The organism is Vreelandella sp. DA03-1M (assembly GCF_055725665.1).
This window is the reverse complement of record NZ_CM146798.1, coordinates 4506371-4531450: the sequence shown is the minus strand read 5'-3', so window position 1 is coordinate 4531450 and position 25080 is coordinate 4506371. Positions and strand designations below refer to the sequence as shown.

At 54.8% G+C, this 25080-nt stretch carries 23 protein-coding genes and 1 pseudogene; 18 read left to right on the top strand and 6 right to left on the bottom strand.

Annotated elements, in window-relative coordinates; genetic code table 11:
- Positions 1–24: 24 nt before the first annotated feature.
- A complete protein-coding gene (locus ACXUPB_RS21110; RefSeq protein ID WP_472954566.1) occupies positions 25–1368 on the bottom strand; it encodes a sodium-dependent transporter in 1344 nt (447 codons plus the stop codon).
- 154 nt (positions 1369–1522) lie between these two features.
- The gene (locus ACXUPB_RS21105; protein ID WP_335595989.1) at positions 1523–2377 is read right to left on the bottom strand and encodes a DUF72 domain-containing protein; all 855 of its coding nucleotides are present in this window, start codon (positions 2375–2377) and stop codon (positions 1523–1525) included.
- A gap of 190 nt (positions 2378–2567) precedes the next feature.
- Here ACXUPB_RS21105 and hglS point away from each other — a divergent pair, with 190 nt between their 5' ends.
- Together hglS and aroQ are read left to right on the top strand one after the other, a co-directional pair.
- Entirely contained in the window at positions 2568–3929 is a 1362-nt protein-coding gene (hglS, locus tag ACXUPB_RS21100; RefSeq protein WP_472954563.1) for a 2-oxoadipate dioxygenase/decarboxylase HglS, read from the top strand.
- 84 nt (positions 3930–4013) lie between these two features.
- Positions 4014–4451 (top strand): type II 3-dehydroquinate dehydratase, encoded by a 438-nt coding sequence (gene aroQ / locus ACXUPB_RS21095; RefSeq protein ID WP_472954562.1) that lies wholly within the window; start codon positions 4014–4016, stop codon positions 4449–4451.
- Here aroQ and ACXUPB_RS21090 read toward each other — a convergent pair.
- Positions 4444–5223 carry an IclR family transcriptional regulator domain-containing protein gene (locus tag ACXUPB_RS21090; RefSeq protein ID WP_472954561.1) on the bottom strand — a complete coding sequence of 260 codons (780 nt, stop codon included), beginning with the start codon at positions 5221–5223 and terminating at the stop codon, positions 4444–4446. The two genes, aroQ and ACXUPB_RS21090, sit on opposite strands and share 8 nt — an antisense overlap.
- Before the next feature lie 261 nt (positions 5224–5484).
- Between ACXUPB_RS21090 and ACXUPB_RS21085 the strand changes: the two genes are divergently transcribed.
- The 4 genes and pseudogenes from ACXUPB_RS21085 (at position 5485) to ACXUPB_RS21070 (ending at position 9234) form a co-directional block, all read left to right on the top strand.
- The gene (locus ACXUPB_RS21085) at positions 5485–6471 is read left to right on the top strand and encodes a Bug family tripartite tricarboxylate transporter substrate binding protein (RefSeq protein WP_472954560.1); all 987 of its coding nucleotides are present in this window, start codon (positions 5485–5487) and stop codon (positions 6469–6471) included.
- 94 nt (positions 6472–6565) lie between these two features.
- Positions 6566–7066 (top strand): tripartite tricarboxylate transporter TctB family protein, encoded by a 501-nt coding sequence (locus ACXUPB_RS21080; protein ID WP_035556131.1) that lies wholly within the window; start codon positions 6566–6568, stop codon positions 7064–7066.
- 27 nt (positions 7067–7093) lie between these two features.
- Positions 7094–8599, top strand: coding sequence for a tripartite tricarboxylate transporter permease (locus ACXUPB_RS21075; RefSeq protein WP_035556127.1), 1506 nt, complete (start codon positions 7094–7096; stop codon positions 8597–8599).
- Positions 8600–8618: 19 nt separating this feature from the next.
- Positions 8619–9234 (top strand): annotated as a pseudogene (locus ACXUPB_RS21070) (CoA transferase).
- Positions 9235–9247: 13 nt separating this feature from the next.
- Here ACXUPB_RS21070 and ACXUPB_RS21065 read toward each other — a convergent pair.
- On the bottom strand, positions 9248–9976 hold the full coding sequence (locus ACXUPB_RS21065; RefSeq protein ID WP_179914937.1) for an SDR family NAD(P)-dependent oxidoreductase: 729 nt from the start codon (positions 9974–9976) through the stop codon (positions 9248–9250).
- Between the two features lie 34 nt (positions 9977–10010).
- Positions 10011–10961 (bottom strand): AEC family transporter, encoded by a 951-nt coding sequence (locus tag ACXUPB_RS21060; protein ID WP_472954558.1) that lies wholly within the window; start codon positions 10959–10961, stop codon positions 10011–10013.
- A gap of 139 nt (positions 10962–11100) precedes the next feature.
- Between ACXUPB_RS21060 and ACXUPB_RS21055 the strand changes: the two genes are divergently transcribed.
- From ACXUPB_RS21055 to ACXUPB_RS21000, 12 genes are all read left to right on the top strand, one after another.
- A complete protein-coding gene (locus ACXUPB_RS21055) occupies positions 11101–12429 on the top strand; it encodes a class-II fumarase/aspartase family protein (protein WP_472954557.1) in 1329 nt (442 codons plus the stop codon).
- Positions 12430–12628: 199 nt separating this feature from the next.
- Positions 12629–13462 carry a CoA transferase subunit A gene (locus ACXUPB_RS21050; protein ID WP_414127274.1) on the top strand — a complete coding sequence of 278 codons (834 nt, stop codon included), beginning with the start codon at positions 12629–12631 and terminating at the stop codon, positions 13460–13462.
- On the top strand, positions 13462–14235 hold the full coding sequence (locus ACXUPB_RS21045) for a CoA-transferase subunit beta (protein ID WP_022521158.1): 774 nt from the start codon (positions 13462–13464) through the stop codon (positions 14233–14235). Before ACXUPB_RS21050 ends, ACXUPB_RS21045 begins: the two co-directional genes overlap by 1 nt.
- A gap of 26 nt (positions 14236–14261) precedes the next feature.
- Positions 14262–15464 carry a 3-oxoadipyl-CoA thiolase gene (pcaF, locus tag ACXUPB_RS21040; RefSeq protein WP_350359668.1) on the top strand — a complete coding sequence of 401 codons (1203 nt, stop codon included), beginning with the start codon at positions 14262–14264 and terminating at the stop codon, positions 15462–15464.
- An 11-nt stretch (positions 15465–15475) separates the two neighbouring features.
- Complete coding sequence (gene pcaDC, locus ACXUPB_RS21035; protein WP_472954555.1) at positions 15476–16645, top strand: bifunctional 3-oxoadipate enol-lactonase/4-carboxymuconolactone decarboxylase PcaDC; 1170 nt, start codon at positions 15476–15478, stop codon at positions 16643–16645.
- A gap of 317 nt (positions 16646–16962) precedes the next feature.
- Positions 16963–17901 carry a pca operon transcription factor PcaQ gene (gene pcaQ, locus ACXUPB_RS21030; protein ID WP_009286274.1) on the top strand — a complete coding sequence of 313 codons (939 nt, stop codon included), beginning with the start codon at positions 16963–16965 and terminating at the stop codon, positions 17899–17901.
- A 134-nt stretch (positions 17902–18035) separates the two neighbouring features.
- Positions 18036–18758 (top strand): protocatechuate 3,4-dioxygenase subunit beta, encoded by a 723-nt coding sequence (gene pcaH, locus ACXUPB_RS21025; RefSeq protein ID WP_035556096.1) that lies wholly within the window; start codon positions 18036–18038, stop codon positions 18756–18758.
- A 15-nt stretch (positions 18759–18773) separates the two neighbouring features.
- Positions 18774–19418 carry a protocatechuate 3,4-dioxygenase subunit alpha gene (pcaG, locus tag ACXUPB_RS21020; protein ID WP_009286272.1) on the top strand — a complete coding sequence of 215 codons (645 nt, stop codon included), beginning with the start codon at positions 18774–18776 and terminating at the stop codon, positions 19416–19418.
- Between the two features lie 324 nt (positions 19419–19742).
- Positions 19743–20774, top strand: a complete 1032-nt coding sequence (locus ACXUPB_RS21015; RefSeq protein ID WP_472954552.1) for a TRAP transporter substrate-binding protein — start codon at positions 19743–19745, stop codon at positions 20772–20774.
- Between the two features lie 6 nt (positions 20775–20780).
- Positions 20781–21326, top strand: coding sequence for a TRAP transporter small permease (locus ACXUPB_RS21010; protein WP_472954551.1), 546 nt, complete (start codon positions 20781–20783; stop codon positions 21324–21326).
- The gene (locus ACXUPB_RS21005; protein ID WP_035556089.1) at positions 21316–22605 is read left to right on the top strand and encodes a TRAP transporter large permease; all 1290 of its coding nucleotides are present in this window, start codon (positions 21316–21318) and stop codon (positions 22603–22605) included. Before ACXUPB_RS21010 ends, ACXUPB_RS21005 begins: the two co-directional genes overlap by 11 nt.
- A gap of 65 nt (positions 22606–22670) precedes the next feature.
- Positions 22671–24122 carry an aldehyde dehydrogenase gene (locus tag ACXUPB_RS21000; protein WP_472954548.1) on the top strand — a complete coding sequence of 484 codons (1452 nt, stop codon included), beginning with the start codon at positions 22671–22673 and terminating at the stop codon, positions 24120–24122.
- On the opposite strand, the gene ACXUPB_RS20995 is transcribed toward ACXUPB_RS21000, so the two are convergent.
- Entirely contained in the window at positions 24115–25032 is a 918-nt protein-coding gene (locus tag ACXUPB_RS20995; protein WP_472954547.1) for a helix-turn-helix domain-containing protein, read from the bottom strand. The genes ACXUPB_RS21000 and ACXUPB_RS20995 overlap by 8 nt on opposite strands.
- Positions 25033–25080: the final 48 nt, after the last annotated feature.

The following is a 25080-nucleotide window of genomic DNA, read 5'->3' as shown; positions in this document are numbered from 1 at the left end:
ACAGCAGGGAAGTGACGGCTTACCTTAAATAAGCCCTGTCACGAACACCGCAATAACGCCAGCGGGCGCTACATAGCGCGCGATGATGTTCCATACGCTTTTACCGGTCGCTGAAAGACCCAGTTCGGCTTCGACACTTTTGCGATCCAGGCACCAAGCGGCGAAGAGAATCGCGCCTAGCCCGGTTAGCGGCAGCATTATTTTGCTGGTCAGCGTATCCAGCAGATCGAACACGCCCAGCCCAAACATGAGCGGTTCGCTCCATACGTTGAACGATAGCAGAGCCGCAATACCCAGTAACCAAGCCCCCGCGCCGGCCACAACAGTTGCCATGACACGGCTGAGCGGTGTGCGCTCTTCAATAAACTCAACTACGGGCTCAAGCAGTGAAATCGCCGAAGTCAGCGCCGCAAACGTAAGTAGCAAGAAGAACATCAAGCCTAGGAACAAGCCACCATCCATATTGCCAAATGCTAGCGGCAGAGTGACGAAAATCAGCCCAGGGCCTGAGGCAAGGTCCAGGTTGTTGGCAAACACAATCGGGAAAATGGCTAAACCGGCGCCTAATGCAATGACGGTGTCCATGATGATGACCGTGCGGGCGGTTTGCAGCAGGTTGATCTCTTTGCCCAAGTAAGAGCCGTAAGCCATCATGATGCCCATACCCAGTGAGAGGGTGAAGAAGGCGTGACCTAAGGCGGCCAGCACGGTTTCTGCGCTGAGCTTGCTCCAGTCCGGGTTGAACATGTACGTCAACGCTTCACCAAAGTGGCCGGTCGACATGCCGTAACCGATCAGCACAACGAGCAGCAGCGCGAGTACCGGCATCAGAATGCGTACAGCGCCTTCAAGCCCTTTGGTAACACCGCGGGCGACAATGCCAATCACCAGTAGCATAAAGATCGAATGGCCCAGCAGCAGTAAGCCTGGGTTACTCAGCATGCCATTAAAGAGGGCGCCAATCCCGTCGGCGTCTTGGCCGCTAAAGGCACCGCTCACTGAGTTAACGGTGTAGTAGAGCGACCAGCCACCAATCACGCTGTAAAACGACAAAATCAAAAAGGCCCCAACAATGCCGCTAATGCCGACAATGGCCCATGCTTTTGGCTTGTTCGCGGTGCGGGCCAGTTCTGACATCGTGCTGGCAGGGTTCTTCTGGCCACGCCGCCCCAGTAGCCATTCGGAGACGAGAATGGGCAAGCCAATCAGCGCGATACAAAGTAAATACACAAAGACGAAAGCAGCGCCGCCGCTTTCACCCACCATATACGGAAATTTCCAGATATTCCCTAGACCCACCGCTGAACCAGCGGCGGCCAGCACAAAGGTCATCCGCGATGACCACTGCGCATGCGCAAGCTTCGCCATACATCACCCATTAAGTCGATTATTGTGTAAGTCACTGCGCGCGATGCACGCTAGTTTTCGAAAAATAGCGTTATTGTCAGCGTCTTTTTCGAAAGTAAGCGCAATTTATCTGATCAACCGCAAGCATGCCAGTTAGCTCACCTAAAAAGGTGGTCTAAAAGAGTTGGCTTTGCTTTTCACCGGCAAAGGGCGCTAGCGGAGGTAATGGCGTCACTTCTCCCAGCGCGTTGTAAAGTAGGCGAGCCATGTAGGGAGACTCACGGTTATCTGCAGTATGCACAAATAAGAAAGGGGTTTTCCCCTGATTTATCCACAGCTTTAGACGAGCCTTCCAAGCGGTGAAGTAGTCACTATTTATTGTTTTGTCAATATGGCCAATAAAGCGAATCACCGGATAATTTGCCGTGGAAAGCACGTGTAGCGGGAGTTTCGGCTTTTCTTGCTGGGCGTGGGCCAGGCCCATATGACTATTGGCCGGGGTTGAGAAGAGCGGGCGCACGTCGAGCATTACGCGGTTAGCCGAATAAGTTATCAACAGGCGGTTAAGGGCTGTTTCGGCGGCTCCTTTGTGGAAAAATTCAGGGTGACGAACCTCGACTGCACAAGGCAGATGGGCAGGCCAAGCCGCGAGCAGCGCTTCCAGCTGAGGAAGCTCTTGGGGGCCGAAATCCCGCGGTAGTTGCACCATGGTGGGCCCCAGGCGATCGTGCAGCGGCTCAAGGGCGGCTAAAAATGCCCATGCGTCTTCTAAATGGGTAAGCCGTTGATCGTGAGTGACGGTTGCCGGTAATTTAAAACAAAAACGAAAGTGGGGTGGCGCCTGGCGTGCCCAAGCGGCGACTGTTTCCGGTTTTGGAATACCGCTATAAAACGTAGTGTTACCTTCAACGCTCGAAAACACCGCGGCATAATCGCTTAATAGCTCGGTTTTGGCATGGCGCGGATAAAGACTGCCGAGCCAGTCTTGATTGGCCCACATGGGCAAACCTAAATAAAGCGGAAGCGTCATTGATGGCGTGCCTAGGTTCATAAGGTCAAGCGCTAATGTAACAGTTTAAAATACCTACTCGTTAAGGTGAGGGCGGGTTTTAGGTGTAGTAAGGTGCGGAAAAAGTGAAATTGTTAAGGCACCGATAGCGCTACTATGTAGGTATAGCCTTTTATGGGCAGATATAGCCGTTTATAAATAGGACAATTCCATGAGTTCAGCGTACGTTAGCAGTGATGAAATCCGCGACCAATTTTCCAGCGCGATGTCAGCGATGTATCGGCAGGAAGTGCCACAATACGGCACTTTGCTCTCACTGGTTGAGACCGTCAATCAAGAGGTGTTAGCTGCTAATCCTGCGCTTAACAGTACGCTGCAGAAGAGCGATGAGCTGGCCCGCATCAACGTTGAACGCCACGGCGCGATTCGCGTGGGCAGTGCGAGCGAGCTTGCCATGCTAAGGCGCATGTTCGCGGTAATGGGGATGGAGCCGGTTGGCTATTACGATCTGGCGGCGGCGGGCGTGCCGGTGCACTCCACGGCGTTTCGGCCGGTCGCTGATCGTGCACTCAAACGGAATCCTTTTCGTGTCTTTACCTCGCTACTGCGCCTTGAGCTGATCGAAAAAACCGAACTTCAGGAGCAGGCGAGCGCTATTTTAAGTGATCGCGATATCTTCACCGCTAACGTGAAAATATTGATTGAGCGTTTCGAACAGCAGGGCGGACTCAACGCAGAGGATGCCGAGCAGTTTGTGCAGGAAGCGTTGGAAACGTTCCGCTGGCATGACAAAGCAACCGTCGATTGGACGACCTACGAGCGTTTGCATGATGAGCATCGCCTGATTGCCGATGTGGTCTGTTTCCGCGGCCCACACATTAATCACCTAACGCCGCGGACGTTAGATATTGATGAAGTGCAGCGGCTTATGCCCAGTGTCGGCATTGACCCTAAAGCGACTATCGAAGGACCTCCTCGTCGCAATTGCCCGATACTGTTGCGTCAAACCAGCTTTAAAGCGCTGGAGGAGACGATCGCCTTCGCAGACGCAGCCGAAGGTAAGCATACTGCTCGCTTCGGTGAAATCGAACAGCGCGGTATCGCCTTAACCCATAAGGGGCGTGCGCTCTATGATCGCCTGCTAGCGGCTGCCCGAGATAATGCACCGACGGCTGCGAATAACGACACCCATCAGGCGCATCTAGCCGAAGTGTTTAAGGCCTTCCCTGATGATTACGCTACGCTACATCGTGACGGCCTAGCGTTTTTCCATTATCAGGCGGCCCAGGGTGCATCTGTAGCAGGATCAGTGACGTTAGAGCAGGTGGAAAACCTGATCGAACAAGGCGCTCTCAAGATAACACCCATGATTTATGAAGACTTTTTACCCGTTAGCGCGGCCGGTATTTTCCAGTCCAACTTGGGTGGAAGTAGCCATGAAAATTACGCTAGCAGTGCAAGTCAACAGCAATTTGAGCAGGCTTTAGGGGCTAAAGTAATCGATGAGATTGAGCTGTATGCCCAGCGCCAGCAAGCATCGCTTGAACAGGCGCTGGCGCAGTTGGCGGGTTAAGTGATAGAACAGCTGATCGATTAATGCAGTATTCAATTTAGCTAACTAGCCAATTTAGATAGCAAGACACAGAGCGGAGAAGTCATGAGTCAAGGTAAGGTATTGGTATTACATGGGCCCAATCTAAATTTGCTGGGGACTCGCCAGCCGGAGATATACGGCTACGAGACATTAGAGGATGTAAATAACATTCTGCGAGAGAAAGCGGTGATGGCCGACTGGGATATACATTGCTTTCAGAGCAACCACGAAGGTGAGTTAATCGACGCCATTCACGCCGCGTGTCTTGATGGCACCCAAGCAATCATTATCAATCCCGCTGCTTACACCCATACTTCAGTGGCAATCCTGGATGCACTCAATGCTTTTGATGGCAAAGTGATTGAAGTGCATCTATCCAATGTGCACAAACGTGAAGCTTTCCGGCACCACTCCTACGTTTCACTGCGTGCTGATGGTGTGATTGCTGGCTTAGGTGTGCAAGGTTATCGTGCGGCGTTAGACGCGGTAATGGTTAATTAATATGCGAACGTATTTGCGCGACTTTGTTTTGCAGCACCGGTAAGTAAATATTAATCAACGTGTCGAGGTCGATTCGAGCCGCATTGGTACTAATATTGATTGCGCCCATTAAGTGCTGCTTGGCATCAAAAACTGGAACAGCGATGGAGCGTAACCCAGAGTCCAGCTCCTGATCAGAAATTGCATAGCCTTGTTGCCGTGCGTTAATTATTTGTCTGCGCAATTCTTTAACATCAGTGACTGTTTTATCAGTGTAGGGCTCTAAAGAAATCGACGATAGAAAATGATCAAGAGCCGTATCGTTGAGCTGCGCAAGAAGTATGCGCCCCATAGAAGTATGAGCTGCTGGCAGTCGGGTGCCCACTGAAAGTGTGATGGCCATTAAGCGATGTTTGGCTGCCGAGCGGGCAACATAAATAACATCATTACCATCTAGCACGCCAAGCGACGATGACTCCCCCGTTTCAGCGGTAATATCTTCTAAATAGTGTTGAATAACGTCTCTGTAATTATTAGCTGATAAAAAAGCATAACCTAGTTGAAGGACGCGGGGCGCCAATTCAAAATGGCGCTGCTGCTTACGGACATACCCTAGGGAATGTAGAGTGAGTAAGAAACGCCTAGCCTTTGCTCTGTTCATACCTGTTCGTGCAGCAACTTCGCTTAATGTCATACGCGGGTGTTCGTGATCGAATGCCTGTATAACCTCTAAACCGCTAGCTAACGCTGTTACAAAATCACGGCTATCTTCACTCAACTTCTCTTCCTGCATTGTTATCATCCATTACCTTGACGTCTGATAGAAAAGATTAACGCAAAAATGTTCGCATTGCGAACTTCTGCGACATGAAAGCGCTGGCAACGACAGGTTGTTGTCATCCCGTAAAATGGAGTTTGTAACTCCCTGCTACTAAAGTTGTGTTTTTTAATAGGTTGGCAACCAAGTAATCTCAGCTATCAAATTGCGAATATCTGTACGTATTACGAACAATAATTAAGCATGATAATAACTTAACCACGCACAGGAAGAAAAATGAACAAACTCCTTAGCTCTGCCTACTTGGCTGCCTGCACCAGCGCTCTGGCGCTTGGGCTCACTGTTTCCTCTGCCAGCGCTGATGAATGGCCGACTAACGATGTGCGCTTAGTCGTGCCTTATGCCCCCGGTGGCACTACCGATGTGTTGTCGCGTCACGTTGCCGATCTGCTTCAGCAAGAACTTGACGCCAACGTCATTGTGGAAAATCGCCCCGGCGCTGGTTCTACGGTAGGCACCGGTCGTCTCTCCCGTGGTGGGCGTGATGCTGATCACACGATTTTAATGGCCTCTCCGGGCCACACCATCGGGGCCGCGATCTATCCTGATCTCACTTATGACCCGGTAGAAGATTTCGTTTTTCTACAAAACATGATCGATATTCCTAATGTCATGGTGGTACCGGCAGACAGTCCTTACGAAAATGTCATTGATTTCGTCGAAGCAGCGAAAGAAGAGAACATGACCTTTAGCCACAGTGGCGTGGGCAGCTCCATCCACATGTCTGGTGAACTGTTCAAGACCTTGACTGATACCAACCTGACGGCGGTGCCTTTTGCCGGCAGTGGCGCGGCGCTTCCGGCGTTGCTGGGCGGCGATGTTGATGTGGCATTCGAGAACATGCCAACGGTACTTTCACATATACGTTCCGGCGATCTCCGCGCGCTCGCGGTCACTTCTGCCGAACGCTCTGAATATCTTCCCGATGTACCGACACTGTCAGAAATTGGTGAATACAACCTAGACCAGTTCATCACGACTGCTTGGTTTGGCCTGATTGCTCATAGCTCTTTCCCTGAAGAAGCACAGAGTAAAATGCGAGAAGCACTCGCCAACGTGATGGAGCGTGAAGAGTTTCTGGATTTCGCCGAGCAGTTAGGCGCTGAGCCAGGCCAGGTTGCTGGAGAAGAGTTCAAGCAGTTCATTGTTGAAGACTTGAAGCGTTGGGAAGACGTAGCTGAGCAGGCGGGTATTAGCCAGTAAGCAAGGCAGCCTTTGATCCAACGGAGAGGCGAGGGCAAGCGTCCTCGCCTCTCTTGTTTGCTCTATATCACTTGGTTCTTTGGAGAAGGCAGTGATGACTACCTCGGATTTTAAGCGCAGGGTTAAAGACCCGGGTGACGTAGTGGCGGGAATTATTCTGCTTTGCTTTTCCATTGTGCTGGTCTTTTATCTGGTGCCGAACTACATCAATGAACCGCCCATCCTGCAAAACCCCATGATGTCGCCTCGTTGGCTGCCGGAAATTGTTGGCTGGTTGATACTGCTGTTTTCTATCCTGCTCATCCTGCAAGGCTTCTTGTTAGACAGAAGCAGTGAGGAGGACGAGCGAAATATTGAGAAGGGTTCGACACGGCGCTTTGTTTTGATGGTGGTCGCCCTGTTGATATATGTCGCTTTGTTTGAGTCCATGGGTGCGGTGTTTACCGGCATTCTCGCGACGCTGGTGCTTTTTGTGGCGCACCCCGTTCGCACTTGGTGGGTCTATAGCATGGCATTTGTGTTTCCTATCGCTGTGACATTCATATTTGTAGAAGTCATGAATGTGCCGCTTCCGATAGCGCCAATCGGTTTCTGATTGGCTACTTATTCTTCTGGGTGATCTATGGAAAATTTTTCGGAAGTCATAGAGATATTCTTTAGTTTAGATAACTTCCTGGCCATCGCTATTGGAGTCGTCATCGGTGTGGTCGTGGGGTCGATTCCCGGATTGACTGCTACGATGGCGGTGGCGCTGGCGCTGCCCTTCACCTTCTCTATGCAGCCGGTCGCCGCTATCTTGCTGCTTGTGGGTATCTATAAAGGCGGAATGTATGGCGGGTCAATTACGGCCATTTTAATCAGAACCCCCGGCTCACCTGCCTCTGCCTGTACCTTGTTGGACGGCTATCCCATGGCGCAACAGGGGCATGCGAAGAAGGCACTCAAGGCAGCGCTTTATTCCTCGGTGATTGCCGATTTTATTTCTAATATTGCCCTCATCTTTTTTGCCGCCTATTTAGCAAAAATCGCCCTGAACTTTGGCGCGCCAGAGTTTTTCTGGCTGATCTGTTTTTCGCTTACTATCATTATTTCTTTGGCCAGCGGCTCTATGATCAAGGGGTTGATGGCTGCGCTATTGGGTATTCTGCTTTCCCTGGTGGGGCTGGATGAAGTTTTCGGTTCTCAACGGTTTACCTTTGGCAACTACAACTTGATGGACAGCATCTCCTTTATCCCGCTGTTGATTGGTCTGTTTGCCATCCCTGAGATTATCGAGTTCTACCGCAAAAAAGCGCTTCCTCATATTAAGGCGAAGGCCAGCGGTGCAGGGCTTAGCTTTTCCGAACTGAAGCGCTGCCTGACCACCATTGTGCGGGGCAGTTTGATTGGCGTGATTATTGGGGCAATCCCAGGTACTGGCGCTACTGCGGCTGCCTTTATTTCCTATAGCGATGCACGCAGGCGTTCTCCCAACAGGGCTAACTTTGGTAAAGGCGAGGTAGAGGGTGTTGCTGCCGCCGAGGCTGGTAATAACGGTGTCGCCGGGGCGACGATGATTCCCTTGTTATCGCTGGGTATTCCAGGAGATGTCATCACGGCCATTATCCTTGGTGCCTTTATGGTTCATGGGCTTACGCCTGGACCCCTTATGTTCCAAGAGAATCTATCCCTGATCTATGCCCTGTTTATGGGCATTATGTTTAGCTCGGTGGTATTGCTGCTGGTGGGTAATGTGGCCATCAAGTATTTCTCTTTGATTGCTGATATCCCTAAATCAGTCCTCTTTCCCATCGTATTGATGTTCTGCGTTTATGGCGCTTACGCCGTTAATAACGACACCTTTGACATATGGGTGATGATGGCCTTTGGCGTCATGGGCTATATCTTCAATCGCGCCGCGATACCGGCTGCGCCCTTTTTGATCGGGTTTATCCTTGGGCCAATGTTCGAAGATAATCTGCGCCGCTCTTTATTGATCGGACATAACGATCTGTCGATCTTCGTGCGCGGCCCCATTACCTGGGCTTTCATTGCATTGACGGTGGGCTCCATTTCCCTGGCACTCTACCGCTTTATTTCCGCGCGCCGTGAAGCGCGCAATGCTGCCGCCAAATCACAAGAAGTTTGATGTTCTTCCGAGAAGTGCAATGGCGGGACCACTGACAGGGCTGCGGGTACTGGATTTAAGCCGTGTAATGGCTGGCCCCTGGTGTACGCAGATACTGGCCGATATGGGCGCCGAAGTGATTAAAATTGAGCACCCGCTGCTGGGTGACGATACGCGCCATTGGGTGCCTTTCTGGTTAAAAGATAAAGAGGGTCAACGATGGTCAGTTCAAGCGTTTCTGTGAAGCAGTGGGGCGGCCCGAGCTAGCCGTTGATCCCCGTTTCAGCACCAACCCCGAGCGGGTCAAACATCGACTCGAGTTGATTCCGCTTATGGTGCAGATTACCCAGAGTCGTACCAGCCATGAATGGATCAAGATGCTGGGTGCCATTAGCGTGCCCTGCGGGCCGATCCAGAATATTGCCCAGGTCTTTGCTGACCCTCAGGTTCAAGCGTGGAACATGCAGATTGAGCTGGAAACCGACACCGGTACAGTGCCCGGCGTGGCCAATCCGATCAAATACTCCAGAACACCCTTGGAGTATCACAAGCCACCGCCGCGATTGGGTGAAGATACTGATAGCGTGTTGGAGCGCTTATTGCACAAAGGCGCTGGGGAAATTAGTAACTTACGCCAAAAGGGCGTAGTGAAATAAGCCATTGGTTTGCCTAGCCGACCGTTACACCGCCGCACACGAAAAGGGTCTGACCAGTGATAAAGCCGCTGCGTTCGTCGCAGAAGAAACTGACGGCTTGGGCCACGTCTTCAGGCTGACCCATGCGCTGTAGCGGGATATTATCGATGATGCGCCGAGCGCGTTCGGAATCGGGCGGATTGTTCTGCCAGAAGGCGCTGGTGGCGATAGGCCCAGGGGCAACGCAGTTGACCGTGATGCCGTGCTCAGCCAACTCCAGTGCCCACGTTCGGGCCATGGATTGCAGCGCCCCTTTAGTAGCGCTATAGATGGTGCGTGCCTCTTTGCCCAGCACCACACGGCTAGTATTCAGTACGATGCGGCCCATGCCATTTGCCTTCATAGCAGGTAGCAGCGCCTGGGTGCAGACCAATGCCGAACGTACGTTCAAATGCATTAACTTGTCGAAATCCTCAAGCCGCGCTTCTTCGATCAGCGCAGGGGCAACAATGCCTACGTTATTGACCAACCGGGTCACCGTATAGTGCTCGGCGATTTCCGTCATTACCCGCTGGGTGGCGTCGGCATCGGCAAGATCGACCTGGCGCGCATCTGCTTGCAAAGATTTCGCTTCGGGCTCGACGATATCCACCACAATGACTTGATAGCCATCCTGCTGAAGACGCAGGGCAATAGCTTGGCCGATATTTCTTGCCCCGCCGGTCACGACGGCGCAGTGAAGTTGAGAAGTCGGTTGGCTCATTGTTGTTATCCTTGTTCGCGATAAAGCTGTTTTTTTAAAACGCCATTAGCCCTGACAGGGTCATTAACCAGATGATCAGGCTAAGCGTGAAGAAGGAGGCCACTGTTGCCACCAGCATCGTGGCAGCACTTACACCGCCTAAGCCATAGCGCTGCCCCAATAGTGGGTAAATACTAATCATCGGTGCGGCGGAGAAGAGCACGGCACCCACCATGTAGAGAGGATCAATGCCGGGGATAATGAAAAATGCGATTAAGATGACGAGCGGGTGAATGATCAGTTTACCGATCACAATTTGCCCAACGTCTTTGGCCATACCTTTTACCTGCAGGCCAAACAGCGCGCCGCCGATGACAAAGAGAGCCGCTGGACCAGCGGCATTGGCCAGCATATCAATGGCTTTAAACAGCGGAACAGGTATTTGTAATCCTGTGACCGCTAGAAAAATACCAATGAGTAAGCCCACAAGAACAGGGTTTTTGGCCAGGCTTAGGGCGGTTTGCTTAACGGTTTTCCATACGCTGACCCCTTGCTGAGAAGCCATTTCAGCCAAGATGAGTGCAGCGGGAATAATAATCAGCGTTTCAATGACCATGTTCAGCGCCAAAAGCACCGCAGCAGGCGAGCCAATCACCATAACGGCGACGGGGTAACCTACAAAGCCACTGTTGGCCGCTGCCATACCCAGCGCCTGCATAGCGCTGGCGTTGAGGGGTTGACGCTGATACTTCAGGGTGAGCAGCAGCCCCCCTCCAAATACCACTAATGAGCCCAATCCATAGGCCACCAAATAGTTGATTTGCAGTATTTCCTCTAAAGGGTGTTGGGTTAACGCTCTAATAACCAGCGCAGGCAGTGCGAAATACAGGACAAAAAGGCTAACACCTTGCATCTGTTCGCGTTGTATAAGCCCGCTCCACCTAGCGATATAACCCGTGCTGATCAACAGAAAAATAGGGGTAGTAATGGCAAGAATAGCGAGCATAAAGTCTCTGTCTTGTCGGTGATGGGAAAGTAAACATAGCCCCGCATATCAGACCAATTTAGCATGGTGTTCGAATCACGAACAATTGTACGTTTGTTCAGTGTGGTACCGCCATTGCTTCCATTAACGAGGTTTATTTATGCCCGCTGCTTTTTTAAAGCATCCGTTTATGAGTCAGCACGCATTAGCTGAGTGTGACGATGAGGCTATGGGGCGTGCCATGCTGGCCTTTGAACTAGCGCTGGCTGAGGTTCAAGAAGCCAGCGGTGCTGTCCCCGTTGGCGTTAGCCAGCAAATGCGCCACCAACTGGAAAGGGCGACGTTTAGCATCGCCGATATTACTGAGGGCATCGCCAGCGGCGGTAATGCGGCCATCCCTTTCGTCAAGCAGGGCCGGGGGCTGTTGGCCGATGAGCTCAAGCGCTACTGGCACCAGGGTGCAACGAGTCAGGATGTGGTCGACACAGCGCTGATGCTGCTGCTTAAACCGCGCTTAGTGGCGTTGAATGAATTACTGCTGCGCTGTCGTTCGGCGGCGACAGCCCTGATGGTTACTCATATCGACACGCCCATGGTAGGGCGCACCTTAATGCAACAGGCGCTGCCGATCACCTTTGGAGTGAAGGTGGCCCACTGGGCAATCGGCTTGGAGCAGAGCCGCCGCCGTTTGGGTGAGGTGGAACTGCCCGTTCAGTTTGGCGGTGCGGTGGGCGTGCACTCGGGCTGGGACACTCTAGGGCTTGAGTGGATGGACGCATTGGCCGAGCGGTTAGGCTTGGCGGTGCCGGTGCTGCCTTGGCATACCGACCGCTACCCCATTCATGCCATCGGTACGGGGTTAGACGCGGTCGCCGGTGCCGCTGAAAAAATCGCACTGGATGTGGCGCTACTCACCCAGACCGAGGTCGGCGAAGTCGCGGAACCCTCGGCACCCGGGATGGGGGAGTCCTCCTCCATGCCCCATAAGCGTAATCCAGTACGCAGCGCGCTGATTCGCGGCGCGGCGCGGCAAGTGCATGGCCACACCAGCGTGTTGATCAACGCTGCCGCCCAACCCCTTGAGCGTGGATTGGGGGAGTGGCACGCGGAGTGGGCGCCACTGATGGAAAGCGCTCTGCTGGTAGAGGGTGCGCTAGAGCAAGTGGCCGTGCTGCTGGAGGGGCTCGAGGTGTACCCCGACAACATGTGGCGCAATCTGTCGGCCACTGGCGGCGGCATTATGGCGGAGCCCGTCGCACGTATACTGGCGCCTACGCTAGGCACGGATAGAGCCAAGGCTGTTAGCGCAGAAGCAGCAGAAACCTCACGCCGGGAAGCACGCACCTATTCTGATGTGCTCGCCCATCATCCTGATGTGAAAGGGGCCGTAGACCCCGAGGCGCTGCGTAATGCCTGCGACCCCGCTTTATACCTTGGTAGCAGCGCGGCCCAGGTCATGCGCGCCAGAAAATGGCTAGAAATCCAATAAGCGTATTTAAAAACAAAGCGTTAAGTTCGATTGTGAAAGGGGTGATGGATTCGGTAGGCCGTGAGGTGGACGCCGTTGGGTTTGACCCAATGAATGTTCAGCAGTAGATTGTTCGTATAGAGGATCTATGTTCGCTCAACGAACAATATGCTGTAGTTCACTAACAAATACGCCAACGACCCGCTAAGAGGCACCCATCATGGCCGAGTTTCTCAGCTTGCATGACGCGGTAGCGCGCTACGTCCAAGACGGCGCCACCGTGGCCATGGAAGGCTTTACCCACCTGATTCCGTTTGCTGCCGGTCACGAAGTGATCCGTCAGAAAAAACGTGACCTGACGCTGATCCGCATGACCCCCGATATCATCTATGATCAGATGATTGGCGCGGGTTGTGCTAAAAAAGTGATCTTCTCATGGGGTGGTAACCCTGGTGTGGGATCGCTACACCGCCTGCGTGATGCGGTTGAGAAAGGCTGGCCGTGCAAGATCGAGATTCTTGAGCATAGCCACGCTGCCATGGCCTGCGCCTTCGAAGCGGGCGCCGCGGGGTTACCACTGGCTGTTTTTCGTGGCTACATCGGCAGCGAACTGCCCAGCGTCAACGATCAAATCAAATTCATCGAGTGCCCGTTCACCGGTGAGCGCTTGGCCGCCGTGCCGTCGGTGCGTCCGGACGTCTCAATTATCCACGCCCAACGGGCGGATCGTCAGGGAAACGTGCTGGTAGAGGGTATCGTTGGCGTACAGAAAGAAGCCGTACTCGCCGCCAAGCACAGTATTGTCACGGTGGAAGAGATTGTTGATGACCTGGGGGCTACCCCCAACGCCTGCGTGATTCCCAGCTGGGCCATCAGCGCCGTTGCGGTAGCGGAGAAAGGCGCGCTGCCTTCCTACACCCACGGCTACTACGGCCGCAGCAACCGCTTTTATAAAGAGTGGGATGCGATTGCTCGCGACCGCGACACCTTCACCCAGTGGCTCGATGACAACGTCTATAACGTTGCCCAACATCATGCAGGGGAGAAAGCCTAATGAGTCTGGAATATACCTCTTCTGAAATGATGTCGGTGACCGCTGCGCGGGCACTTGAAAATGGCATGACCTGCTTTGTGGGCATCGGCCTTCCCTCGGAAGCCGCCAACCTGGCGCGGCTGACTCACGCCCCTGATGTGGTGCTGATTTATGAGTCCGGCACGCTGCAAACCAAGCCCGATACGCTGCCGCTCTCCATCGGCGATGGCGAACTGTGTGAGTCAGCGCTGACCACCGTGGCAGTGCCCGAAATGTTCCGCTACTGGCTACAGGGCGGCAAAGTGAGCGTGGGCTTTTTAGGCACCGCGCAAATCGACCGCTTTGCTAACCTTAACACCACGCTGATCGGCGATTACAAAGCGCCTAAGGTACGCCTGCCGGGCGGCGGTGGCGCACCAGAAATCGCCACCAATGCCGGTGAAGTGTTTATCACCTTGAAGCACTCCAAGCGGGCCTTTGTGAAAGACGTCGATTTCGTCACCACGCTAGGCTTTGGCCGCGACGGCAAAGGCCGCGACAACGTGCCCAATATCGGCAAAGGCCCCACCCGGGTGATTACCGACCTGTGCGTGATGAAGCCTGATCCGGAGACCAAGGAGCTGGTGGTGGTATCGCTGCACCCTGGCGTTACCCGCGAAGACGTTATTGACGCGACCGGCTGGGAAATCCGCTTTGCCGAACAGCTCGAAAGCACTCCAGAGCCCAGCGAAAACGAGCTGACGATTTTGCGTGAGCTCAAAGCGCGCACCGAACGGGCCCACGCGGACGCATAAAGGAGCTATTTATGAGCGATGTTGTTATGCAAGACGTCTTTCTATGTCATCCTCGCCGCACCGCCGTGGGACGTTTTGGTGGCACCCTGGCCAGCGTACGCCCGGATGATTTTGCCTCGACGATTTTTAAAGCCGTACTGGCAGAAGCGCCGGATCTCGACCCTGCCGCCATTGAAGAAGTCTTCATGGGCTGTGCTAATCAGGCCGGGGAAGATAACCGTAACGTGGCGCGCATGTCGTCGCTGCTGGCAGGCATTCCCACTTCGGTACCCGGCACGACCATGAACCGCCTGTGCGGCTCGGGTATGGACGCGGTGGGTACCGCGTTTCGCGCTATTAAAGCGGGTGAAATGGAGCTGGCGTTGGCCGGCGGCGTGGAGTCCATGTCTCGCGCGCCCTACGTGATGGGCAAGGCCGATAGCGCCTTCGCCCGTAGTCAAAAACTCGAAGACACCACCATTGGCTGGCGCTTGGTCAACCCGCTGATGAAGAAAGGGTTTGGGGTCGATTCCATGCCGGAGACCGCAGAGAACGTCGCCGAGCAGTTCAATATCTCTCGCGAAGACCAGGACGCCTTTGCCCTGCGCTCTCAGCAGAAGGCCGCTGCCGCCCAAAAGGCCGGGCGCTTTGCCCAGGAAATCACCGCCATCGAAATCCCGCGACGCAAGCAGGCACCGCTGATCTTTGACCAGGACGAGCATCTGCGGGAAACCACGCTGGAGAAGCTCGCAGGCCTACCGACGCCTTTTCGTGAAGGTGGCAGCGTCACGGCGGGTAACGCCTCCGGTGTCAACGATGGCGCGGCAGCCATGCTGGTGGCCAGCGAAGCGGCGGTCAAACAGCACGGTCTTAAGCCGATGGCGAAAATTATTGGTATGGCCACGGCAGGCGTCGAGCCGCGCATCATGGGCTACGGGCCGGTACCGGCAGTGCAGAAACTGCTGAAGCGCACCGGTATTGCCATGGACGATATCGATGTGTTTGAGTTCAACGAGGCATTTGCCGCCCAAGCGTTAGCGTGTATGCGCGACCTCGGCCTGGCCGACGACGACCCACGCGTCAACCCGAACGGCGGCGCGATTGCGCTGGGGCACCCGCTGGGTATGTCCGGTGCCCGCCTGTTGCTGACCGCCGCCCATGAGTTGCAAAACAGCGGCAAGCGCTACGCACTGTGTACCATGTGTGTAGGTGTGGGGCAGGGTATCGCCACGCTGATTGAACGCGTTTAACGGAGACCATCATGGCATTTCATAGCATCAATGGCCGCAGCGTCGCTTACCGATTGCTCGGATCGGAAGTGAATCCACTTATCGTGCTGGCGCATCCGCTGGGCATGAGCCAAGCGGTATGGGACGACGTGATCCCCGCGCTGCTGCCCCGCTACCGAGTGCTGACCTGGGATCTACCCGGCCACGGCGCAAGCCAAGCGGTCAGCGGTGAGCAGATTACGCCCGCTGACCTAGCCACTGAAGCGTTGGCGCTGGCAGATATTGCTGGCGCTGAGCGCTTTCACTTCGCCGGTACCTCAATTGGTGGCGTGGTCGGCCAGCAGTTGATTGCGGCGCACCCTGACCGCCTGCTTACTGCGACGCTGACCAACACCGGCGCAGTGATCGGCAGCCCGGACTTATGGAATACCCGCGCAGGCCGCGTGCGGCAGGAAGGCTTGGCGGCGATGTCTGAAGAGATCGTGCCGCGCTGGTTTGCACCAAAGGCCTTTGAGGCAAGCCCGGCGCTGCAAGCGGGATGGTGCGTACAAATGGGCCGTGGCGACGATGAGTCCTACGCTCAGCTGTGCGAAATGCTTGGCCGCGATACGTTTGCCGGTAAGTTGGCGTCGAAGCACGTAGAAGTGCAGCTATTTGGCGGCAGCGAAGATATGGCCACCCCGCCCGCGACGCTGGAAGCGCTGTCTGAGGAACTCGGCGGCGTCCCACTGGAGATTTTTGACGGCGTGGGCCACGTGCCCTCGGTAGAAGCCCCGGCGCACTTCGCACAAAAGTTACTCACGGTGCTCGCCGCCGATTTGGGCGACGTGGCGAACCACGGCGTGGCTTACGCCACAGGCCTGGAGACCCGCAAGCAGGTACTGGGAGACGAGCATGTAGCGCGCTCTACCGCCAACGCCAACAGCCTGGACGCCCCCTTCCAGCAGATGATTACCCGCCTGGCCTGGGGCGAGCTTTGGACCAATGACGACCTAACCCGCCGCGAGCGCAGCATGATTACCACCGGTATTCTCGCCGCGCTTGGCCGTGAAGAGTTAACGCTGCACCTAAAAACGGCTAAGCGGATTGGGCTGACAGAAGCTGAACTGCGCCAGGTACTGATGCACGTGGCGATTTACGGTGGCGTTCCGGCCGCCAATCACGCCTTTGCCCTCGCTAAGGAGTTGGGCTGGGGTGAGTAGATTAGTGGCTCCATGAGCGGTTGTTTTTTTAAGAACAACGCATTTGCAAAGTGAGTGAGCCATTGCTGATCGAAGTACCAATACCCCCGGCATAGCCAAAAGCAGTGTGACGGTGCTGTACCCCTCAACAAAGACAACAAGAGGGTTAAGTGATGAAATGCCCCATCGCAAAAGAGCTACTCCTTGCTTGCAGCTTGGTTATATCCAGCTGCGTGCAGGCTGACACACGGCTTACCGCGCTCGCGTCAATTTAGCGTTTTCATTGTTTGCGCTAATCGGCGAAAGTAGGGCATCTTTTTTCGCTGATATAGAACGCCATGCTGAACGCTCGAATCAAACTACGTCACTTGATGGCGTTTCTCGAAGTGGCCAAGCGGCGCAGCTTTGCGCGTGCTGCCGAGGCGCTGGCGATTACTCAACCGGGCATTTCCAAGGCAATACGCGAGCTTGAGGAGATTCTTGAAGCGCCGCTTTTCGAACGCACGTCGCAAGGCGTGTCGCTTACCCAAGCGGGGTTGACGCTGCTCCGACATGCTGGCCCTGCCATACGGGCGCTGGATGAAGGCGTCAGCGCTATTGGCGATGCCCACCGGGGCGGACGTTGGCTGCGCGTCGGGGCGCTTTCCACTGTTGAGAGCCGCCTGTTGCCAGTGGCGATACAGCGCTGGCATACCGCCGCGCCGCCGGGCCAGGGCGATACCAGTGTATCGGTGGTGACCGGGGCCAGCGCCTATTTACTGTCGCGCCTGCGCCTGGGCGAGCTGGATATGGTGGTTGGGCGGATGACCGAGGCGCGAGAGATTGGCGATCTCTACTTTGAACACCTCTACTATGAGCCTTTGGTTATCGTCGCGCGAAAAGAGCACCCGCTTGCCCACGTCACGCCGGTCACGGCGGATCAACTGGTTGCCTATCCCTGGGCGCTACCGCCGCCGCAGACCACGCTGCGACAGCAGGTGGACAGTTTCTGCGTGCGCCATGCCATTAAGCTGCCGCCGCGGCTGCTGGAAACTCTCTCGCTGCCCGTTAGCTATCGCTACACTCTGGAGAGTGATGCGCTCTGGATAGCCCCTCGGGAAGCGGTGGCCGAAGAATTGGAAAAAGGTCAGCTGGTGAAGGTCGCGCTGCCGTTTGAAGCCCATGGTGGCTCGGTGGGCATTTGTACGAATGCGAGCATGGAAACGTCGCTGCCCCGTGAAGCGTTTTGCGAAACCCTACGCCAGGTGGCAGCTGAGCGCATTCAACTAAGGTCGTAAAAGCCATAACCTATGAGTTATGGGCGAAGATGACTCTTCAATTGGCAAGGGCTGAGCCGCAGGTCACACTTTGCGAGTAAAAGTGTAAAGGGGCAATGCCCCTCTGCCCCTGTAGCCATAAAGAGCATTTTGCCATGCAAAATAATCATAACCGCTTTGTGACCCGTGACCGCAACTGGCACCCGCCTGCCTACGCGCCGGGCTACAAAACTTCGGTGGCACGCTCGCCGCAGCAAGCGCTAGTGAGCATGCAGCAGCCGACCGTATCTGAGTTGACTGGTCCCAATTTTAGTCATCTGCGCATGGGGCCGCATGACAACGACCTATTGATGAATTTCAGCCAAGGTCAGGGGTTGCCGCAAGGTGAACGGATCATCATGTTTGGCCGAGTTGTCGACCAGTTCAGTAAGCCAGTACCGCACACGCTGGTGGAAATGTGGCAGGCCAATGCCGGTGGTCGCTACCGCCACAAAAACGATAAGTATCTGGCACCGCTGGATCCTAACTTTGGCGGTGTAGGTCGCTGTTTGACCGATGACCAAGGCTTTTACCGTTTCCGTACCATCAAGCCTGGTCCTTACCCATGGCCCAACGACATGAATAGCTGGCGACCCGCGCATATCCACGTATCAGTCACCGGCCCTTCAATCTCTACTCGGTTGATTACCCAGATGTATTTTGAGGGCGATCCGCTGATTCCTCTCTGCCCGATTGTGCATACGCTGAAGGACCCTGACGCCGTTGAAACTATGATCGGACGGTTGGATATGGCCCACAGCAAGCCAATGGATTGCCTAGCCTATCGCTTTGACATTGTGGTGCGCGGCGAGCTGCAAACCTACTTTGAAAACCAATAAGGGCGAGGATACATCATGAAACAGCCTTCTATTCAGCCCAACAGCCAGCCGACCAGCGCGCTGATGCTGCGTGAAACTGCCTCGCAAACCGCTGGCCCCTACGTGCATATTGGTCTTGCACTCGCAGCGGCAGGCAACCCCGTCCGTGAGGAGGAGATCTGGAACGAGATGGCCAAACCCAATGCTGAGGGTGAGCATATCGAAGTGGTCGGTACCGTCATCGACGGCAACGGTGATCTGGTGCGCGATACGTTTGTCGAGGCGTGGCAAGCTGATGCCAACGGCCACTATCAAGCCGATTACGACCTCAGCAAGCCGTTCAACAGCTTTGGGCGTACCGCCACCACCTTTGATCATGGTAGCGAGTGGTCGTTAACCACCATCAAGCCCGGCGCGGTGGAGCACCCTAGCGGGCAGTTAATGGCACCGCATATTAACCTGACGCTGTTTGCCCGTGGAGTGAACATCCACCTGCAAACGCGGCTCTATTTTGATGATGAGGCTGAAGTGAATGCGCAGTGCCCGGTGCTATCACGTATCGAGTCTCCGGCGCGTCGGCAAACGCTGATCGCCAAGCGTGAAGAAGTGGATGGCAAGGTGCGTTATCGTTTAGATATCCGCCTGCAAGGTGAAGGTGAGACGGTGTTTTTCGATTTCTAGTCCCTTAGTCTGCAAGTTTGTGAATAAAAACCAAAAGGCGTTGCTTATCCTTAAGCAGCGCTTTTTTTGTTTGGGTTCGACCTTGGTCGAGCATTGATCTTGTAAAAATCCAACTTTTACCTGTCATTGTACCTTTTGGAGACAGCGTGAAAGCAGCAACACTGGTGATGCGAGGCAGGAAGCTGAAAAGACCGGGCGACATAGCCTGAACATAGACGAATGTCGATTAGCCCTACGCCTCATAGTGAATTAATGTGAATGCTTAAAGCGAACTACTATTCGCCATACGAACTTACAATAATCCAAAAAGTCCTGGAGGCTCCAATGAAAATGTCCCTATCCCGTTGTGTGTTGGCGGCAGCGATTGCTGGCCTTGCTGTTAGCTCTGCCCAGGCAGAGACGACGCTGCGTATGGCGCACTTTTGGCCTGGCCCTTCAGGCGTTAACCAAGATGTGTTGCAGGCGTGGGCTGATACCATTGAAGAAGAATCCAATGGTGAACTAACCATTCAAATGTTTCCCGCCGGTACCCTAGCCAAACCGGATTCCATTTATGAAGCCGCTGCCAACGGCATCGCCGATATTGGTGCCACGGCACAGGGCTACACCGCTGGCCGCTTCCCGCTGTCGCAAATTGTCGAGCTTCCAGGTGTCGCCTCAACGGCAACCCAAGGGGCGTGTGTGCTGCAAACGCTCTATGACGACGGCCATTTGGATAGCGAATACGAAGATACCCGCCCGCTGTTTATGTTTACCACGGGCCCCGGTGGTATCCACACCATCGACACCGATGTGCAAACCCCTGCCGATCTAGAAGGCCTGCGCATTCGTCGCCCCACCGCCGTCGCGGGCGAGATGCTGGAAAATATGGGTGCAAGCCCGGTGGGCATGCCAGCGCCCGATATTTACACCTCCATGCAGCGCGGCGTGATTGATGGCTTAAGCTTTCCTTGGGAAGGTTTAAAAGGTTTCCGCGTTAATGAGCTCGTCAGTTATCACACCGAAGTGCCGTTCTATACGCTGATCTTTGTCGCCACCATGAACCAGCGTGCCTATGACGGCCTGACCCCCGAGCAGCAAGCGGTGATTGATAATAACTCAGGCATGAAATGGGCTGAAAACGCCGGTGCAGTGTTTGACCGCTTAGATGTGGAAGGCAAGCAGGAAGCGGTTGATGCGGGCCATACCATCCGTGAAATCGAAAACCCACTTCAGCATCCTGACTGGCAGGAACCGTTGGAAACGGGCATTGAAAACTACCTGACGCAGTTGGAAGAGCGTGGTTTGAGTCAAGCCCGCGAGGTGTATGAGGCTGCACTGGCTGCTAGCGAGTCTTGTGGTACCCAAGAGGGGTAAGTTTTCATGCAGTCTAGTCTCTCTTTTCAACAACTCCTCTTTCGGGCCAGCCATTGGCTGGCCCTTGTTTGTCGCCTAGTGGCGGGGGTCGCACTGATCGGGCTTTTAGCGGTCACCATTGCCGATGTCAGTACTCGCTATCTTTCTCGGCTAACGGAAGGCGCCATTGCGTTGCGTGTTTCCGGCAGCGTTGAGTTGGTTAGCTATTTGATGCTGTTCGCGCTATTGGCGGCAATGGCCGCTAATGTCGAGAAAAGCCAAGTGGTGGTGGAAGCGTTCTCGCACCGCTTACCCCAGGCGATAAAAAATCGTATCCAAGGGCTATTTTTGCTGGGCTTTACGGCGCTGGGGCTAATCCTGTTTGTGGGATTACTGGACTCTGCTGCTGCCGCCACGCAGTACGGAGAAGTCACTCAAGATCTGCGCTTGCCCATGGGCCCCATTTTCCAATTGGCAGCGGTGCTCAGCTTACTGCTGGGGTTGCGAAGTTTTATGCATGCGCTGCTGGGCATGATCTATGCCACAGGTGAGGAGGCGGCTCATGGGGAGTGAAGCGATTGGCGCCATCGGGCTAGGGCTTTTATTGGTATTGATGATTCTGCGTGTGCCCGTTGCTCTCACGATGCTGATCGTGGGCGTGGTGGGCTTTGCGCAAATCATTAGTTGGGACGCAGCCGTTGCGCAGTTAAAAACAGTGCCGGTAGAAGTGCTCTCTAACTACAGCTTCAGCGCCGTACCCATGTTTATCTTAATGGGCGTGCTGGCGGCCCATTCGGGCATGGCCGGTAAGCTGTTTGATTCAACGCGGGTTATTTGCGGTGGCTGGAAGGGCGGCCTGGCGATTGCGGCCGTGGGCTCTTGCGGTATCTTCTCCGCTATCTCCGGCTCTTCGTTAGCCACGGCGAGCACCATGACTCGGGTGGCGCTGCCGGAGATGGAGCGCTATGGCTATAACCGTGGCTTAGCGACCGGCGCGCTGGCTGCAGGCGGCACGCTGGGTATTATGATACCGCCCAGTATCGCGCTGCTTATCTATGCCATTCTTACCGAACAGTCCGTTGGCGATATGTTCATGGCGGGGCTGATTCCCGGTCTGCTGGGGCTGGTGATGTATTCACTGACCATTACGGTAGTCATGTATCTGCGTCCTTCCCTTGCCGTGGCGGGTGAACCCACTGCTTGGAAAGAGAAGCTGCTCTCGCTGACCGGCTTAGTGCCCTTCTTTGGCGTTTTCCTGGTGATGATTTTAGGTATCTATTTTGGTGCCTTTACACCCACCGAGGGGGCAAGTGTCGGGGCGTTCGCCACCCTGATTTACGCCCTGGTAAAAGGCATGCGTGGTGCCCAGCTATGGCACAGCGTACAGGAGACGTTGGCGCTTTCCGCGGTAGTCTTCTTTATGCTGGTAGGGGCAGAAACGCTGGGGTATTTCATCTCGGTGTCGCGTATTTCATTTTCGATTACTGATCTGCTCTACGGCATGGATCTAACCCCTATCGTCGTGGTGCTGTGCATTCTGGCGCTCTACTTTGTGCTGGGTATGTTTATGGACTCCATCGCCATGCTAGTAATCACCGTACCGGTGGTTTATCCGATTATTCAGGCGATGGGTATCGACCCGGTATGGTTCGGTATTTTGACCGTACTGACCGTTGAACTGGGGCTGATGACCCCGCCGGTGGGGATGAACGTGTTCGTGATTAAAGCGATGGCACCGCACGTGGGGCTGGGGGAGATATTTAAAGGGGTGGCGCCTTTTGTCGTCTCCGACCTGATACGGCTGGCGTTATTAATTGCTTTCCCCATTTTAAGCACGCTGTTTCTACTCTAGCGGCAAGTACGCTTGCCACTATTCAAGCCAGCGCGATCACAACAACAACTACAGGAGCTTATGACATGTTCACCACTCAGCTAATGTTAGCGGGCCAATCTACCCCTGCCGAGCATACAGCCACCTTTACCCGTGCGAATCCGTTAAGCGGTGAAGTGGTGACCACTGCTGCGGCGGCAAGTGTCGGTGACGCTAACGCGGCCGCCGACGCCGCAGGCCAGGCGTTTGAGGCATGGTCACAAACGGGCCCTGGGGAGCGGCGCGCCAAGCTGCTGAAAGCCGCCGAACTAATGGAGCAGCGCCAAGCGGATTTCATTGATCGGATGGTAGAAGAGACTGGCGCTACCCTTGGCTGGGCAGGTTTTAACGTTAAAGTGGCGGCTGATGTGCTGCGTGAGGCGGCGGCGTTAACCACCCAGATCCAGGGCGATATCATCCCCTCTAACGTGCCTGACAGCATGGCCATGGGCGTGCGCATCCCGTGTGGCGTCGTCGTGGGTGTTGCGCCCTGGAATGCGCCGATTATTCTGGGTACGCGAGCCATTGCTACGCCCTTAGCGTGTGGTAATAGCGTGATCTTGAAGGCTTCTGAGCAGTGCCCAGCGACACACCATTTAATTGGTGAAGTGCTGCAAGCAGCGGGGTTGGGCGAGGGCATCGTCAACGTGATTACCAACGCGCCTGAAGATGCCGCTGACGTGGTAAGCGCGTTAATTGCCCATCCTGCTGTGCGGCGGATTAACTTCACTGGCTCCACGGGCGTTGGAAAAATCATTGCCGAGCAAGCGGCCAAGTATTTAAAGCCCGTGCTGCTTGAGCTGGGTGGCAAGGCACCGTTTTTGGTATTGGATGATGCCGACATAGACGCTGCCGTGGACGCGGCAATCTTTGGCGCGTTCTTTAACCAAGGCCAGATCTGCATGTCCACCGAGCGGGTTATTGTTGATAACCAAGTGGCGGATACTTTTGTGGAGAAGTTTGCCGCGCGGGCTCAGGCGCTAAAAGCAGGCGACCCACGTGATGAAAGCAACGCGCTCGGCACGTTAATCAACGCGCAGTCAGGTGAAAAACTAAATAGCCTCATCGATGACGCAGTCACTCAAGGCGCCCACTTAGCCGCGGGTGGCAAAGTCGAGGGCGTGGTCATGCAGGCCACGGTCATCGATGGTGTGACCAGTGCTATGCGGCTATATAGCGAAGAGTCGTTTGGCCCGGTCGTCGCAGTGATCCGTGTTGATGGTGAAGAAGAGGCAGTGCGCATCGCCAACGATAGCGAGTACGGCCTTTCATCGGCGGTGTTCAGCCGCGATAGCGCACGCGCCATGAAAGTGGCAGGGCGCTTACAAACGGGTATCTGCCATATCAATGCGCCCACGGTACACGATGAACCGCAAATGCCCTTCGGCGGAGTGAAATCCAGCGGCTACGGACGCTTTGGCGGTAAGGCAGGCATCGAAGAGTTCACAGAGTTACGCTGGATGACGATGCAGCTAGGGCCAAGGCATTATCCTATTTAGTGATCTCGTTAACCGCCACCGTTTGACGCAGCCGAAATTCACGCGGCGAAAGCGCTGTATTACGCTTAAAAAAGCGCGTGAAGTAAGCCGGTTCAGAGAAGCCTAAGCTGTCAGAGACTTGGCCAATGGTCATATTGGTATAGGTGAGCTGGCGCTTGGCTTCTAGTAGTAGGCGTTCATGCAGCAATTGCAGGGCGCTGCGACCGGCGATTTGTCGACACAGCATATTCAAGTGCGCGCTACTCACCCCTACCTGCTCGGCTAACGCCTCAATACTAGGTTGTTCACGATAGTGCGCTTCGACCAGCGCTTGATAGTGCTCTATATGCTGCCGCCCCTTGTCACTTTGGCGGGGGCCATAACGTTTTGCTGGATGCCCAGCGGTATTAAGACGCGATAGCTCTACCACCAAGGCTTGGATAAGCGCTTCGAGCAGGCTGTTGCGTCCGGGGGCGGGTTGGCGGTACTCCTGGTCGATCTGAGCCACCAGCGTGGCAATTCGTTCAGCCTGATTTGCCTGGGATAGAGAGTAGAAGTCGGCTTTTTTTAGCGTACTGCTCTCACCCATTAGTGCATGTAAGTGGTCGGCCAGCGGCTTGGCCAGAGTAATAATGTGTCCTTCCACATCCGGTGAAAAGAGAAAGCCGTGAATAGCCATTGCGGGCACAACGATAGCGCTAGCGCTTTGCAGCCGGTGGCTTGTTCCCTCCAGCTCTAACTCAACGCTACCGTGAGAAATAAACAGAATATGCACGAGGTCGGCATGGCGGTGCGGCCGGATACGCCAGTCGTGCAGACGACTGCGCTCGGGGATGGACTCACAGTGGAGCAAGTCGGGCGTGGGCCAGTGCTGTGTCTCGCCATAGAGCTTAAATACCGGAACGGAGGTTGCCGACGAGGCTGTCATCATCTATATCTCCTCTACGACTAAGGTTGGGTAATAAAACGCTAAATGTCC

Excerpts from the sequence above, each read along its gene's own strand:
- ACXUPB_RS21110 (WP_472954566.1), bottom strand. The coding sequence starts at position 1,368 with ATGGCGAAGCTTGCGCATGCGCAGTGGTCATCGCGGATGACCTTTGTG.
- ACXUPB_RS21105 (WP_335595989.1), bottom strand. The coding sequence starts at position 2,377 with ATGACGCTTCCGCTTTATTTAGGTTTGCCCATGTGGGCCAATCAAGAC.
- hglS (WP_472954563.1), top strand. The coding sequence starts at position 2,568 with ATGAGTTCAGCGTACGTTAGCAGTGATGAAATCCGCGACCAATTTTCC.
- aroQ (WP_472954562.1), top strand. The coding sequence starts at position 4,014 with ATGAGTCAAGGTAAGGTATTGGTATTACATGGGCCCAATCTAAATTTG.
- ACXUPB_RS21090 (WP_472954561.1), bottom strand. The coding sequence starts at position 5,223 with ATGCAGGAAGAGAAGTTGAGTGAAGATAGCCGTGATTTTGTAACAGCG.
- ACXUPB_RS21085 (WP_472954560.1), top strand. The coding sequence starts at position 5,485 with ATGAACAAACTCCTTAGCTCTGCCTACTTGGCTGCCTGCACCAGCGCT.
- ACXUPB_RS21080 (WP_035556131.1), top strand. The coding sequence starts at position 6,566 with ATGACTACCTCGGATTTTAAGCGCAGGGTTAAAGACCCGGGTGACGTA.
- ACXUPB_RS21075 (WP_035556127.1), top strand. The coding sequence starts at position 7,094 with ATGGAAAATTTTTCGGAAGTCATAGAGATATTCTTTAGTTTAGATAAC.
- ACXUPB_RS21065 (WP_179914937.1), bottom strand. The coding sequence starts at position 9,976 with ATGAGCCAACCGACTTCTCAACTTCACTGCGCCGTCGTGACCGGCGGG.
- ACXUPB_RS21060 (WP_472954558.1), bottom strand. The coding sequence starts at position 10,961 with ATGCTCGCTATTCTTGCCATTACTACCCCTATTTTTCTGTTGATCAGC.
- ACXUPB_RS21055 (WP_472954557.1), top strand. The coding sequence starts at position 11,101 with ATGCCCGCTGCTTTTTTAAAGCATCCGTTTATGAGTCAGCACGCATTA.
- ACXUPB_RS21050 (WP_414127274.1), top strand. The coding sequence starts at position 12,629 with ATGGCCGAGTTTCTCAGCTTGCATGACGCGGTAGCGCGCTACGTCCAA.
- ACXUPB_RS21045 (WP_022521158.1), top strand. The coding sequence starts at position 13,462 with ATGAGTCTGGAATATACCTCTTCTGAAATGATGTCGGTGACCGCTGCG.
- pcaF (WP_350359668.1), top strand. The coding sequence starts at position 14,262 with ATGCAAGACGTCTTTCTATGTCATCCTCGCCGCACCGCCGTGGGACGT.
- pcaDC (WP_472954555.1), top strand. The coding sequence starts at position 15,476 with ATGGCATTTCATAGCATCAATGGCCGCAGCGTCGCTTACCGATTGCTC.
- pcaQ (WP_009286274.1), top strand. The coding sequence starts at position 16,963 with ATGCTGAACGCTCGAATCAAACTACGTCACTTGATGGCGTTTCTCGAA.
- pcaH (WP_035556096.1), top strand. The coding sequence starts at position 18,036 with ATGCAAAATAATCATAACCGCTTTGTGACCCGTGACCGCAACTGGCAC.
- pcaG (WP_009286272.1), top strand. The coding sequence starts at position 18,774 with ATGAAACAGCCTTCTATTCAGCCCAACAGCCAGCCGACCAGCGCGCTG.
- ACXUPB_RS21015 (WP_472954552.1), top strand. The coding sequence starts at position 19,743 with ATGAAAATGTCCCTATCCCGTTGTGTGTTGGCGGCAGCGATTGCTGGC.
- ACXUPB_RS21010 (WP_472954551.1), top strand. The coding sequence starts at position 20,781 with ATGCAGTCTAGTCTCTCTTTTCAACAACTCCTCTTTCGGGCCAGCCAT.
- ACXUPB_RS21005 (WP_035556089.1), top strand. The coding sequence starts at position 21,316 with ATGGGGAGTGAAGCGATTGGCGCCATCGGGCTAGGGCTTTTATTGGTA.
- ACXUPB_RS21000 (WP_472954548.1), top strand. The coding sequence starts at position 22,671 with ATGTTCACCACTCAGCTAATGTTAGCGGGCCAATCTACCCCTGCCGAG.
- ACXUPB_RS20995 (WP_472954547.1), bottom strand. The coding sequence starts at position 25,032 with ATGATGACAGCCTCGTCGGCAACCTCCGTTCCGGTATTTAAGCTCTAT.